Origin of the sequence: Pseudomonas sp. DCB_AW, assembly GCF_026240895.1 — a bacterium.
Lineage (GTDB): Bacteria > Pseudomonadota > Gammaproteobacteria > Pseudomonadales > Pseudomonadaceae > Aquipseudomonas > Aquipseudomonas kermanshahensis.
On sequence record NZ_JAPFCE010000056.1, the window covers coordinates 22039 to 35127 of the forward strand.

Here is a 13089-nt window from a genome sequence, read left to right on the forward strand (position 1 = left end):
GGTAGCGCGTGTTCTGTAGGAGCGGCCTTGCGTCGCGAAAGGGCTGCAAAGCAGCCCCAAAATTCTGAAATCACTCCAGATGTTCAGGCTTGATCGCGTCGCCCGACTTCACGTCCAGCTTTTCGCGAATGTCCGCGAACATGTAATCGTAGAGTTTGTGCGGTGAACTCAGGTTCTCGAACTTCTTCGGCGGGGCCAGGTAAGACTGAGCCTTGCGGGTCAGCAGCATGAGGAAGCTGGGCAGCACCTGGTCCTTGGGCAGGAAGAACTTCTCCTCCACCGTCTTGCCTTCGATGCTGCCATGCATGCGGAACTGAATGCCTCTGCCTTCCTTGGGGTCCGTCGCGGCCTCGTATTCGATGTTCAGGTCATAGCTGTGGTCATTGGTGTTCAGCGCGCTGCGCTCGATGTGTACATGACCAGGGTGGTACTGGGCCATGGCAAGCTCCTTTGGAAGGTCGAAAATGGCGGGCGCCAGGCGCCCGCCCACTGCATTCAACGGTAGCTGATCCCAGGCTTGGCGGTGGAAACCCGGGTGCCGGCGGTGCCTTTGACGATGTCTTCGATGTTCTCCAGCGAGCTGATCACCGCCACTTTGCCGGTGTTGCGGGCAAAGTCACTGGCCGCCTGCACCTTCGGCCCCATGGAGCCAGCGGCGAAGCCCAGGCGTTCGAGTTCGTCGGGGTGGGCCTGGGCAATGGCTTTTTGCGTAGGCTTGCCCCAGTCAATGTAGGCCGCATCGACGTCGGTGGCGATTATCAGAAGGTCGGCTTCCAATTGCTCGGCCAGCAGTGCCGAGCACAGGTCCTTGTCGATGACCGCTTCGATACCTTTGAGCTTGCGGTTTTCGTCGTACATGGTGGGGATGCCACCGCCACCGGCGCAGATCACGATGCTGCTTTTTTCCAGCAGCCACTTGATCGGGCGGATCTCGAAGATGCGCTTGGGTTTGGGGCTGGCCACCACACGGCGGTACTTGTCGCCGTCGGCCTTGACCACCCAGCCTTTTTCCTTGGCCAGGCGTTCGGCTTCTTCCTTGCTATAGACCGGGCCGATGAATTTGGTCGGGTCTTTGAAGGCCGGGTCGTTGGCGTCCACTTCGACCTGGGTGAGCAGGGTGGCGAACGGCACTTCGAACGCCAGCAGGTTGCCCAGCTCTTGTTCGATCATGTAGCCGATCATGCCTTCGGTTTCGGCGCCGAGCACGTCCAGCGGGTAGGCTTCGTCCGGCTTGTAGGACAGCGCCTGCAGCGACAGCAAGCCCACCTGTGGGCCGTTGCCGTGGGCGATGACCAGTTCGTTGCCGGGGTGAATCTTGGCGATCTGCTCGGTGGCGGTGCGGATATTGGCGCGCTGGTTGTCAGCGGTCATGGGCTCGCCGCGACGCAGCAGGGCGTTGCCGCCCAATGCAACAACGATACGCATGGGGAATGTCCTTTATCGGAAAAGTGGGTGCTGCTCCCAAGACGGGCACCGACCCTGTGGGAGCGGGTTTACCCGCGAATGCGTCGGCAAGGCCAGTGATGTCTTCTGGGCTGACGCTTTCGCGGGTAAACCCGCTCCCACAGGGTTCAGGGTTGTTCCTCCCGTCGAGTCAGCCCTTACAGGTCAGCCAGGGTCGACACCAGGATCGCCTTGATGGTGTGCATGCGGTTTTCCGCCTGCTCGAAGGCGATGCAGGCCGGCGACTCGAACACGTCATCGGTCACTTCGATACCGTTGGCCAGGTCTGGGTACTGTTCGGCGATCTGCTTGCCCACCTTGGTGTCCGAGTTGTGGAAGGCCGGCAGGCAGTGCATGAACTTGGTCCGTGGGTTGCCGGTGGCTTTCATCAGCTCGGCATTCACCTGGTAAGGCTTGAGCTGCTTGATGCGCTCGCCCCAGGCTTCGATCGGCTCGCCCATCGATACCCAGACGTCGGTGTGCACGAAGTCCACGCCCTTGACCGCCGCTTTCGGGTCTTCGGTGAGGGTGATGCGTGCGCCGCTTTCTTCCGCGTATTTCTTGCAGCGTTCGACCAGGTCGTCGTGTGGCCACAGCGCCTTGGGCGCGGCGATGCGTACGTCCATGCCGAGCTTGGCGCCGATCAGCAGCAGCGAGTTGCCCATGTTGTTGCGGGCATCGCCCAGGTAGGCGTAGCTGATGTCGTGCAGCGGCTTGTCGCTGTGCTCACGCATGGTCAGCACGTCGGCGATCATCTGGGTCGGGTGGTATTCATCGGTGAGGCCGTTGAACACCGGCACGCCAGCGAACTTGGCCAGTTCCTCGACGATCTCTTGCTTGAAGCCGCGGTACTCGATGGCATCGTACATGCGCCCAAGCACGCGGGCGGTGTCCTTCATGCTTTCTTTGTGGCCGATTTGCGAGGAGTTGGGGTCGATGTAGGTGACGTTGGCGCCCTGGTCATAGGCGGCGACTTCGAAGGCGCAGCGGGTGCGGGTCGAGGTCTTCTCGAAGATCAGGGCGATGTTATTGCCCTTCAGGTGCTGCTGCTCGGTACCGGTGTACTTGGCGCGCTTGAGGTCGCGGGACAGGTCCAGCAGGTAGCGCAGCTCGCGCGTGGTGTGATGTTCGAGGCTGAGCAGGTTGCGGTTGTGAATATTGAACGCCATGACAGTTTCTCCTTGAGTTTGGCAAACATCCCGGCCGCCGCTTCGTGGGCGCGGCCGGGCGTATGGTCGTTAGTAGTCGATTGGGTCGCGCACGATTGGGCAGGTCATGCAGTGGCCGCCGCCACGGCCCCGGCCCAGTTCGCCGGCGCTGATGGTGATGACCTCGATACCGGCCTTGCGCAGCAGGGTGTTGGTGTAGGTGTTGCGGTCGTAGCCGATGACCACGCCCGGCTCGATGGCCACCACGTTGTTGCCGTCATCCCACTGTTCGCGCTCGGCGGCAAAGCTGTTGCCGCCGGTTTCGACCACGCGCAGCTTGTCTTTCTTACCCAGCAATTGCTCGGATACCACCTCGAGGAACGAGGCGTCCTGCGGCGCGATGTTCATGCCATAGGGCTTGCTGGAGTCCGGGGTGATGATGAAGGGTTTGATCTCCTTCACCACCTCGGGGAATACCGTTACCAGGTCGCGGTCGCAGAAGCTGAACACCGTGTCCAGGTGCATCGCTGCGCGGGACTTCGGCAGGCCAGCGACGATGACTTTTTCGGCAGCGCCTTTCTCGAACAGGTTCTGAGCCAGTTGGCCGATGGCATGGCGCGAGGTGCGCTCACCCATGCCGATCAGCACGATACCCTTGCCGACTGGCATCACGTCGCCGCCCTCGAGGGTGGCATTGCCGTGATCCTTGTCCGGGTCGCCATACCAGACCTGGAAGTCGGCACCGGTGAACTCCTTGTGGAACTTGTAAATGGCGGTGGTCAGCAGCGTTTCCTGGCGCCGCGCAGGCCAGTACATCGGGTTGAGCGTTACACCACCGTAGATCCAGCAGGTGGTGTCACGGGTGAATTGGGTGTTGGGCAGCGGCGGCAGAATGAAGCTGGAGTGACCCAGGTACTTGTTGTACATCTTGATCACTTCGGCGCCTTCGCTTACTGGAAGGTCCTGGCCGGCCACGCCGCCAATCAGGAACTCCGCCAGATGGCGTGGTTCCAGCCCTTCGAGCCAGCTACGCACCTCGTTGGTCAGGCCGACACCCACGGTGTCAGAGGTAATCTTGCGGTCCAGGATCCACTTGAGGGCTTCCGGTTGCTGCACGATGTCGGTCAGCAGGTTGTGCATTTCCAGCACATCGACGCCGCGCTCGCGCATCTTGGTGACGAAGTCGAAATGGTCGCGCTTGGCCTGGTCGACCCAGATCACATCGTCGAACAGCAGTTCATCGCAGTTGCTCGGGGTCAGGCGCTTGTGGGCCAGCCCAGGGGAGCAGACCATCACTTTGCGCAGTTTGCCGGCTTCGGAGTGGACACCGTACTTCTGTTTTTCAGCGGACATTGTTCATTCCTCCATGTGTGCGAAGACGTGGGTCAAAGGGTCAGGAAGCCGTCGTACAGGCCATAGGCAGCCACCAGGGCGCCGACGACCACGGCCGCGAAGATCAGTTTTTCCACGTTGGTAAAGATGGGTTGGCCAACCTCGCGCTTGGCCTTGGCGAACAGGATGGCCCCAGGGGCGTACAGCAGGGCCGAGAGCAGCAGGTACTTCACGCCGCCGGCGTACAGCAGCCAGATGGCGTACAGCAAGGCGACGGCGCCGATGAACAGGTCCTTCTTGCGTTCGGCCAGGGCTTGCTCGTAGGTTTCGCTGCGCAGTGCCAGCAGGAAGGCATACGCCGCCGACCACAGGTAAGGCACCAGGATCATCGAGGTGGCGAGGTAGATCAGCGACAGGTAGGTACTGCTGGAGAACAGCGTGATGACCAGGAAGATCTGCACCATGGCGTTGGTCAGCCACAGGGCGTTGGCCGGTACCTGGTTGGCGTTTTCGCGGCGCAGGAACTCCGGCATGGTGTGGTCTTTGGCGGCCGCGAACATGATCTCGGCGCACAGCAGCACCCACGACAGCAGCGCCCCCAGCAGCGAGATGATCAGGCCGACGCTGATCAGCACCGCCCCCCAGTGGCCGACCACATGTTCAAGCACGGCGGCCATCGACGGGTTCTGCAGCTTGGCCAGTTCTGGTTGGGTCATGATGCCCAGCGACAGCACGTTGACCAGCACCAGGAACAACAGCACGGTGACAAAGCCGATGACGGTGGCCTTGCCCACGTCAGCGCGTTTTTCCGCCCGTGACGAGAAGATGCTCGCGCCCTCGATGCCGATGAACACCCAGACGGTGACCAGCATCATGTTGCGCACCTGGTTCATCACGCTGCCCAGCTCCGGAGTGCCCAGGCCCCAGATATCGGCGGTGAACACATCGAGTTTGAAGGCGAACAGGCAGATGAGGGCGAACAGCACCAGCGGCACGATCTTGGCGACCGTGGTGACCAGGTTGATGAACGCCGCTTCCTTGATCCCCCGCAGCACCAGGAAGTGCACGGCCCACAGCAGAATCGAGGCGCCAATGATCGCGGCGGGGGTGTTGCCCTCACCGAAGATCGGGAAGAAGTAGCCGAGGGTGCTGAACAGCAGCACGAAGTAACCGACGTTGCCGAGCCAGGCACTGATCCAGTAACCCCAGGCCGACGAGAAGCCCATGTAGTCACCGAAACCGGCTTTGGCGTAGGCGTACACACCGCCGTCCAGGTCAGGTTTGCGGTTGGCCAGGGTCTGGAACACGAACGCCAGGGTCAGCATGCCGACCGCAGTGATTGCCCAGCCGATCAGCACCGCACCAACGCCTGCGCTGGCCGCCATGTTTTGTGGCAACGAGAAGATCCCGCCGCCAATCATTGAACCCACTACCAGTGCAACTAACGCACCGAGTTTTAGTTTTCCGGATGAATCAGACATTTAACAACTCCTGCCAGGAGAAAGTTGACGACAGAGTAAATCCGACGCCTGCGCCATTCGCTGACTTGGGTCAGTTCATGGGCACGTAAAGTAGGAAAAATCCTTTACGTGGCTCCTGGAGAGTGCCGACAGCTTTGCTGCAGGCCTTGCACGCTGGCACCTCCATGTCCTTCTAGAGCAAACGCTCTGTTCGGCCTGCGATGCTTGAAGCTAGCTGTTTTTGAGGCTTTCGCAAATTTTTCACAAGAATTTCGAGTTTTAACAGTTTCTTCCCTAGTTGCTGGGTAGCTGCTAGTTTTTACTGAGGTATCGCATAGACAAAGCAGTTATGACTGCTATAGCTTTTATGGCCTTATTTAATATAAATCATGCCTTTTATATGGCCGCCACGGCTGTTGCAAACGCATGACAGCGGGTGAAAAAGGGAGGCACATGAGCGAACCGGGACAGAAACTGCGCTTGGGCGCGTTGATCGCACTGGTGGTTGGCTCGATGATCGGTGGCGGGATTTTCTCGCTGCCGCAGAACATGGCGGCGCGTGCCGATGTGGGTGCTGTGCTGATCGGCTGGGGCATCACCGCGGTTGGCATGCTGGCCCTGGCATTCGTGTTCCAGACACTGGCCAACCGCAAGCCCGAACTCGACTCAGGTGTGTATGCCTACGCCAAGGCCGGCTTTGGCGACTACATGGGCTTCTCGTCGGCCTGGGGTTATTGGATCAGCGCCTGGCTCGGCAACGTCGGCTATTTCGTGCTGCTGTTCAGTACGCTGGGGTTTTATTTACCGGTGTTTGGCGAGGGCAACACGCCCATCGCCATCGGCTGTGCTTCGCTGCTGCTGTGGGCGGTGCACTTTCTGGTGTTGCGCGGGATCAAGGAGGCGGCGTTCATCAACCAGGTGACCACCGTGGCCAAGGTGGTGCCGTTGCTGATCTTCATCGTCATCGCGGCCTTCGCGTTCCGGGCCGATATCTTCACCCGTGATATCTGGGGCGTGAGCAACCCACAGTTCGGCAATGTGCTGGACCAGGTGCGCAACATGATGCTGGTGACCGTGTTCGTGTTCATCGGTATCGAAGGCGCCAGCGTGTATTCCGGGCGTGCGCAGCGCCGCTCGGACGTGGGCAAGGCCACGGTGATCGGTTTTCTGGGGGTGCTGGCGCTGCTGGTGCTGGTCAACGTGCTGTCGCTGGGGGTGATGACCCAACCGGAACTGGCCGGGTTGCAGAACCCGTCGTTGGCCTCGGTGCTGGAGCACATCGTCGGCCCGTGGGGTGCGTTGCTGATCAGTATCGGCTTGGCCATTTCGCTGCTCGGCGCGTTGCTTTCCTGGGCGTTGCTGTGTGCGGAAATCCTGTTTGCCACCGCGCGTGACAAGACCATGCCGCGCTTTCTGGCCAAGGAAAACGCCAACCATGTACCGGCCAACGCCCTGTGGCTGACCAACTGCATGATCCAGGGGTTTCTACTGATCACGCTGTTTTCGGCCGGGACCTACACCAGCCTGATCTACCTGGCGTCTTCGATGATCCTGGTGCCTTACCTGTGGTCAGCGGCGTATGCGGTGTTGTTGGCGGTACGTGCAGACACCTACGCCGGGCAAGCGGCGTTGCGGCGCAAAGACCTGCTGGTGGCGTCGGTTGCCTTGCTGTATGCGGTGTGGCTGCTGTATGCCGGTGGGCTCAAGTACCTGCTGCTGTCGGCACTGTTGTATGCCCCCGGGGTGATTCTGTTCGCCAGGGCCAAGCACGAGCAGGGGCAGACCCTGTTCACGACGTGGGAGAAGCTCATTTTTGCCGCGGTGCTGGCGGGCGCTGCGCTGGCCGCGTATGCCCTGTATTCAGGGTTGCTGAGCTTGTGACCCGGCAGGGCAGGCCTGTTCTGGGCGTGACCAGATCCACAGGTTGCCCAGGGTCATGCCGCCAATCGCCAGAAACACGGGCCAGTGATGGTCGAGGAAGGTCAGCATCAGCCCCGCGCACAGCAGCATGCTGAGGGTCGCACTGACCTTGGCCCGGCGCTGGATCACCTTGCCATTGCGCCAGTTGAACAGAATCGGCCCGAACAACCGATGGTTCTCCAACCAGGCAGAAAGGCGCGGTGAACTGCGGGTAGCGGCCCAGGCGGCCAGCAAGATGAACTCGGTGGTCGGCAGGCCAGGAATGACGATCGCGACCAGGCCTATCCCCAAGCTGACGTAAGCCAGGATTCCATACAGCAGGCGGGCGATTTTCGAGCGGGCAGGTCGGGTCATGGTCTCACTGCAAAAAACGGTTCGGCCACCGGTGGGGTGGCCGGGCATAGCGTGTCAGACCAACGCGGCATCCGCGGCATAGGCGTGTTTGAGCAGCTCGGTGAAGCGCTCGAAGGCTGCGACTGCGCCGCGTTCGGCGGCGGCCTCTTCGTCGGCCGACAGCGCCAGGCCATCGAGGATACGGGTGAACTGTTTCCAGCCTTCGGCACGGCCGCCGGCCGGTTCGCCCAGGTGGCGAGCGCCAAAGCTGTCGGACAGCTCCAGGGCCACGGCCCGCTTGATCAGAAACGCAGCGCCCAGTTTGGAGCCTTCGGAGACGAAGATCCAGCCCATGGCTTCGCCCAGGCTCGGATTTTGTACCGCGCCGGGCACTGGGCCGGGCACTTCGGTGTCGAGGTCGGCGAGGTCCAGGCGGGCCTGCTCGGCGCGGCAGCGCTCGGCCAGATCGGGGACGATGGCGATCAGTTGCGGGTCGGTGTACAAGGCCTTGAGTTCGGACTGGAACAGGTACTGGGCGACCACGAAGCGGGCGAAGCTTTCACGGCTGTCGAAGGGCGCATGGGACTTGACCAGGGCATCCAGCTCGGCGTGCGGGGCGTGGGTGATCTGGTTGAGGCGCTGGGAGCGCAGGGCTGGGCGTTCGGTCATGGGGGCAGTCCTTGGAAAAAGGGGGCGTCTAGAGACAAGACGAAATAGCGGGGGCGGGACAGTAAAAAAACTGGGGTTTTCGGGTGTAAGCCTTGAGAGTTGTAGCGCCTTTGGGATCGAGCGCCGCTTGCGCGACGCTTCGCAGCACAAGGCTGCTCCTACACCTGTTTGCGTGCGCCCTTACCTCAGGAGTAATTGGCCCAAAAAATGTAGGAGCAGCCTTGTGCTGCGAAGCGCCGCGCAAGCGGCGCTCGATCTCAAGCACTGCAACAATCAAGGCCTACCCAAGCGATCAGATATCCCACACCACATTGATGCCAAAGTTACGCCCCGGCATGGTCAGGCGGTCCATGTTGGCCGGCTGGGTCACAGCCGCTTCACCCTGGCCGTCGTAGCTGCGCACCGAATCCCACTGCCAGTACTTCTTGTCGGCAAGGTTGTACAGGCCGGCGTTGATGGTGACGTCGTCAGTCACCTTGTAGAAGCCGGTCAGGTCCAGTACGCCATAGCCCGGGGTGCGGAACTTGCTGCTCGAACCGTCGGGCGCGTAGAAGTGGGTGTCGTCCACGCGGGTCTTGCGCTTGACCAGCGTCCAGCTCAACAGGCCGCCGTAGTTCTGCTGCTCGTAACCCAGGCCGAACACGCCCTTCAGCGGGTTGACGGTGTTCAATGGCTGGCCGGTGTCATCGTTGCGGCCGTAGGTGTAGGCAATCGAGCCCTGGGTGTACAGGCCTTGCGGCGCACCGAAGTGATCCAGGTTCAGGCGGCCCTTGACCTCGGCGCCCTTGATGGTGGCGTGCTTGATGTTGTTGGCCTGGAAGGTTTGCTCCAGGTTGGCGCTTTGCACGGCGTCTTCGTCGATGAAGTCGCGGTACTTGTTGTAGTACACCGCCACATCGAAGTTGCCGGCATCGAAGTTGCCGCGCAGGCCGGTTTCGTAGCTTTTGCTCTTCTCAGGCTCAAGCCCCGGGTTGCCCTCTACGCGGTAGCCTTGCTCCAGGTTCTGGAAGCGGCCGTACATGGACTTGGCGGTCGGGGTGCGGAAGCCTTCGGCGTACTGGCCGTACCAGGTGTAGTTGTCGTTGAAGGCGTAGGTCAGGCCGAATTTGGGCGAGACGCGGTGCCACTTCTTGTCCGAGTCGTCCTGGGAGGTAGGCGCCGTGCCGGTAGACTCCAGGCCACGCAGGAAGGCGTCGGTGAACTTGGGCTCCATGTGCGTGTAGTCGTAGCGGGCGCCGGGCAGGAAGGTCCAGTTGTTCCAGCGGATTTCGTCCTGGACGAACAGGCTGTAGGTGTTCACGGTCGGGTCCGGGAAGTCGCTGACCAGGGCCTGGCCGTCTGCCGGGCGGTCTGCACCGGCGGCGGAGCAACCCACGCCAACGGCCAGGCAGGTGCCGGTGCCGCTGCGCGAGCCGGTAACCTTTTCATGCTTGAGGGTGGTGCCGTAGGTCAGCAGGTGGTCAGTAGCGCCAATGCTGAAGGCCTTGTCCAGCTGGGCATCGAACACCCACTGGCGGTCTTTGTAGGTGGTGTCCCGGGTGCGCAGAACCTGGCGGGTGATAGGCGCGTAGACTTCCTCAGTGTGCTGGTCAGTCTTGGCGATCTGGTAGTTCAGGCTCCACTTCACGTGGTCGGCAACCAGCGAGTCCAGGCCAAACTCGTGGTTGATGCCGAAGCGCTCGCGGGTAATGGTGTCGTTGCCGTTACGCGCCTTGTAGAAGCCCATCGCGGTGGTACCACCGATGAACGGCCCACCCACCGCACTGAGAATATTCTGGTCGCGGTCATCCTTGTAACGCTCGTAGGTGAACCCCAGGCGTGCGTCGTCGGCGTAGTTCCAGCCCAGTTTGGCCAGCACGTTGGTGGTGCGCGCGTCCTGCGGGTTGGCTTCGGTGCGGGCCAGGCCGTCACCGCTGTGGCCACCGTACGATTCGGTCTCGTGGCCGTTGCGCTGGCTCAGGTGCAGCAAGCCATCGACGTCGCCCTGGCGGCCGGCAACGGTGGCGGAGGTCAGCCAGCTTTCGTCGGCCGAGCTGTAACCGGTCTTCAAGCGGGCGCCGACGTCCTTGCCGGGTTTGATGATGTCGTCTGGGTCGAGGGTGAAGTAGCTCACCGCACCGCCGATGGCGTTGCTGCCGTACAGCACCGACGCCGGGCCGCGCAGGATCTCCACGCGCTTGACGATTTCGGGGTCGACATAGTTGCGCTGGGTCTGGGCGTAAGGGCCGTAGAAGAAGCTGTCGGGGATCGACACGCCGTCGATCTGGGTGAGGATCCGCTCACCGTCGATGCCGCGGATGTTGTAACCGTTCAGGCCGCTGCGTTGGCCGGTACCCGCCACCGAAACCCCCGGCTCGTAACGCACCAGGTCCTGAATGTTGTTGACGTTCTGCCGGTCCAGTTGCTCGCGGGTCTGCACGCTGACGGTGCTCGGCACCTGGCTGACGTCCTGGGCGCTGCGTGTGGCGCTGACAGTCACCTGCTGCAGGGCGATGACATTGCCCGTGGTCTGGCGTTCGAGCACCACATTGCCGTTACTGATCTTGCGATAGCCTAGGCCCGTGCCCTTGAGCAGGCGCTTGAGCGCAGCTTCCGGTGGCAGCGCGCCTTGCACCCCTGGCGAAGCCACGTTATCGGCCAACTCGGCACTGAAACCGACTTGCCAGCCGGTCACTTGGCTGAAGGCATTGATGGCCGAGACCAGCGGCTGCTGGCCGATGCTGAAGCGATAGTCGCCCATGCGCGGGCTGCTGGCCTGGGCAGGTTCGGCGGCCAGGGCCGGCAGGCTGCAGGCGCCGCAGGCGAGCAGGGCCAGGCTCAGCAGGGACAATTGCCCTGTACGGCGGGAAAGTGTGGACGGGCGAGTTGGACCTGTGGACATCGAAAGCGCTCCCAGACGCGCGAACTGTTATAGGTGATGACCGTTCTTGTTTTCAAACAAGAATCAGTTGCATTGGCTATAACGAGACGGGCGGGGCAGCGCGATCGCGTAAAAATAATTTATCGTGCAGGCAAGGGATGCAGCGGTCACTCAGTTGAGGATGACCACCGCGGGGTATTCATGCAGCCGGGCAGAGGTGATGTGGGCCAAGGCACGCAGGGTTTCCAACGGTTGGTCGAGGCGATAGTTGCCGGTCACCGCGACGTCTTCGAGGCCGGCGTTACGGTTGATGATCCAGCCGGGGTAGTAGCGCCTGACCTCGGCCAGCACCTGGCTCAACGGGCAGTTCTCGAACACCAGGCGGCCATCGACCCAGGCCAGGTCCTTTTGCATGTCTGCGCGCTGTCGCTGGCCAAAGCCCTGAGGGCCGACGCTGATGCTGTCGCCGGCACTGAGGCGGATGCGCTGGTCACTGGCGGCCTGCAGGTCAACGTCACCGCGCTGTACCCGCACCTGGGCTTCGCCGTCCAGGTAACGCACGGCAAAGTCGGTATCACGCACCTGGGCGCGCAAAGGGCCGGCCTGGACTTCGAGCGGCACTTGCCCGCCCTCAGGGACCTGGAAGTAGGCCTCGCCCTGGAGCAGACGGGCCACCTGACGCCCTTCGCGCAGGTCGCTGGCAAACGCCGAATTGGTGTTGAGCAGCACTTTTGCGCCGTCGTCCAGCTGCAGGCGCTGGCGCTCACCGACCACGGTCAGGTGGTCGGCCTGCAGGCGCATGGGCAGGTTGCCGAGGGTGAACAGGCCGACCAGCAGCACTGCCGCGGTGGCCAAGGGCTTCCAGTGGCTGCGCAGGCGCCCGCGCAACGACCGACGCTGGCCCTGATGCAGTTGCACGGCAGCCTGGTGCAGCGGCATGCCATTCCACAGCGCTTCTGCTTCAACGTAGGCTTCGGCGTTTTCCGGTGCGGCGCTGAGCCAGGCTTCGAAGGCCTGGGTGTCCTGTGCATCGGCGCATTGCAGGCGTACCAGCCAGTCCAGCGCCTCGTCCCTGGCACGGGCACGGGCATTGAGCCCGGCGGGTGTCGGGCGAGGGGCGGGGTGGTCGGTCACGGTGAATCCTTGAAAGGGTTATTCACGAATGATCAAGGCTAAGGCGGGGTGTGGCAAGCGCTTTGCGTTGCCTGGCGGGCCGGTGGTCGTTTCACTTGAGGCGGTCGGCGACGCCCATGCAGATCGCCATGATCAGTTTCAGTTCCTTCTGAACCGTGCTGGCCGAGACGTTCAATTGCTCGGCGATTTCCAGGTAGGTGGCGCCATGCAGGCGGCTGAGGATAAAGATGCGCTGCTGGCGCTCGCTGAGTTGGTTGAGGCTGACGCTGAGGTGCTCGAGCAACTGCTCGGCGTGGGCGGCGTCTTCGCTGCTGCTGGCAGGGGCGGCAATGCTGTGCAGCACCTCGTCGGGCACGTCGTCGACCAGCATGCGCGCCTGCACCCGGCGTGCGCGCAGGTGGTCGAGGGCCAGGTTGCGCGCAGTCTGGAACACGAAGGGTTCGATATGCTCGATGGGCCGCTCACTCAAGGCACGGGACACCCGCAGGTAGGTTTCCTGCAGCAGGTCCTCGGCCGTGCTGGGGTTGCCCACCATGCGTTGCAGGGTCCGCAGTAGGGTGAGGCGCTGGACGAGGAAGACGGAGTTGAACCGGGACTGACTCACGGGGGGACCTGGCCGACGAAAGGTTAATGATAATGCTTATCATCTGTGCCAAAGGTCAAGTCTGGAAGTGTTTAGAAATGGTAAAGATTGTGGTTACCCCAACCTAGCGCATCCCCTTGTAGGAGCAGCCTTGTGCTGCGAAGAGGCCGGTAGACGCACCGAAAATGCTGGGCTGTACCGGCCTCT

11 protein-coding genes are annotated in these 13089 nt (G+C 62.1%); 1 reads left to right on the forward strand and 10 read right to left on the reverse strand.

Features of this window, described 5'->3' with window-relative positions:
• Positions 1-70 precede the first annotated feature (70 nt).
• From OO306_RS22155 to arcD (OO306_RS22175), 5 genes are all read right to left on the reverse strand, one after another.
• Complete coding sequence (locus tag OO306_RS22155) at positions 71-439, reverse strand: DUF5064 family protein (protein ID WP_265969929.1); 369 nt, start codon at positions 437-439, stop codon at positions 71-73.
• A 56-nt stretch (positions 440-495) separates the two neighbouring features.
• A complete protein-coding gene (arcC, locus tag OO306_RS22160; protein ID WP_085272675.1) occupies positions 496-1425 on the reverse strand; it encodes a carbamate kinase in 930 nt (309 codons plus the stop codon).
• A 176-nt stretch (positions 1426-1601) separates the two neighbouring features.
• Entirely contained in the window at positions 1602-2612 is a 1011-nt protein-coding gene (locus OO306_RS22165) for an ornithine carbamoyltransferase (protein ID WP_099453034.1), read from the reverse strand.
• Between the two features lie 69 nt (positions 2613-2681).
• Positions 2682-3944 (reverse strand): arginine deiminase, encoded by a 1263-nt coding sequence (arcA, locus tag OO306_RS22170; protein WP_019471749.1) that lies wholly within the window; start codon positions 3942-3944, stop codon positions 2682-2684.
• Between the two features lie 32 nt (positions 3945-3976).
• The gene (gene arcD / locus OO306_RS22175) at positions 3977-5404 is read right to left on the reverse strand and encodes an arginine-ornithine antiporter (protein ID WP_027595652.1); all 1428 of its coding nucleotides are present in this window, start codon (positions 5402-5404) and stop codon (positions 3977-3979) included.
• Between the two features lie 432 nt (positions 5405-5836).
• Between arcD (OO306_RS22175) and arcD (OO306_RS22180) the strand changes: the two genes are divergently transcribed.
• Positions 5837-7264 carry an arginine-ornithine antiporter gene (arcD, locus tag OO306_RS22180; RefSeq protein ID WP_265969931.1) on the forward strand — a complete coding sequence of 476 codons (1428 nt, stop codon included), beginning with the start codon at positions 5837-5839 and terminating at the stop codon, positions 7262-7264.
• Here arcD (OO306_RS22180) and OO306_RS22185 read toward each other — a convergent pair.
• From OO306_RS22185 to OO306_RS22205, 5 genes are all read right to left on the reverse strand, one after another.
• Entirely contained in the window at positions 7244-7657 is a 414-nt protein-coding gene (locus OO306_RS22185; protein ID WP_027595654.1) for a YbaN family protein, read from the reverse strand. The two genes, arcD (OO306_RS22180) and OO306_RS22185, sit on opposite strands and share 21 nt — an antisense overlap.
• A 54-nt stretch (positions 7658-7711) precedes the next feature.
• Positions 7712-8305 carry a biliverdin-producing heme oxygenase gene (locus OO306_RS22190; RefSeq protein WP_027595655.1) on the reverse strand — a complete coding sequence of 198 codons (594 nt, stop codon included), beginning with the start codon at positions 8303-8305 and terminating at the stop codon, positions 7712-7714.
• Positions 8306-8597: 292 nt separating this feature from the next.
• Positions 8598-11186, reverse strand: coding sequence for a TonB-dependent receptor (locus tag OO306_RS22195; RefSeq protein WP_265969932.1), 2589 nt, complete (start codon positions 11184-11186; stop codon positions 8598-8600).
• 150 nt (positions 11187-11336) lie between these two features.
• Positions 11337-12299 carry a FecR domain-containing protein gene (locus OO306_RS22200; RefSeq protein ID WP_099453039.1) on the reverse strand — a complete coding sequence of 321 codons (963 nt, stop codon included), beginning with the start codon at positions 12297-12299 and terminating at the stop codon, positions 11337-11339.
• 91 nt (positions 12300-12390) lie between these two features.
• Positions 12391-12903, reverse strand: coding sequence for an RNA polymerase sigma factor (locus OO306_RS22205; protein WP_027595658.1), 513 nt, complete (start codon positions 12901-12903; stop codon positions 12391-12393).
• Positions 12904-13089 lie beyond the last annotated feature (186 nt).

Excerpts from the sequence above, each read along its gene's own strand:
- arcC (WP_085272675.1), bottom strand. The coding sequence starts at position 1,425 with ATGCGTATCGTTGTTGCATTGGGCGGCAACGCCCTGCTGCGTCGCGGC.
- arcA (WP_019471749.1), bottom strand. The coding sequence starts at position 3,944 with ATGTCCGCTGAAAAACAGAAGTACGGTGTCCACTCCGAAGCCGGCAAA.
- OO306_RS22165 (WP_099453034.1), bottom strand. The coding sequence starts at position 2,612 with ATGGCGTTCAATATTCACAACCGCAACCTGCTCAGCCTCGAACATCAC.
- OO306_RS22195 (WP_265969932.1), bottom strand. The coding sequence starts at position 11,186 with ATGTCCACAGGTCCAACTCGCCCGTCCACACTTTCCCGCCGTACAGGG.
- arcD (WP_027595652.1), bottom strand. The coding sequence starts at position 5,404 with ATGTCTGATTCATCCGGAAAACTAAAACTCGGTGCGTTAGTTGCACTG.
- OO306_RS22155 (WP_265969929.1), bottom strand. The coding sequence starts at position 439 with ATGGCCCAGTACCACCCTGGTCATGTACACATCGAGCGCAGCGCGCTG.
- arcD (WP_265969931.1), top strand. The coding sequence starts at position 5,837 with ATGAGCGAACCGGGACAGAAACTGCGCTTGGGCGCGTTGATCGCACTG.
- OO306_RS22190 (WP_027595655.1), bottom strand. The coding sequence starts at position 8,305 with ATGACCGAACGCCCAGCCCTGCGCTCCCAGCGCCTCAACCAGATCACC.
- OO306_RS22185 (WP_027595654.1), bottom strand. The coding sequence starts at position 7,657 with ATGACCCGACCTGCCCGCTCGAAAATCGCCCGCCTGCTGTATGGAATC.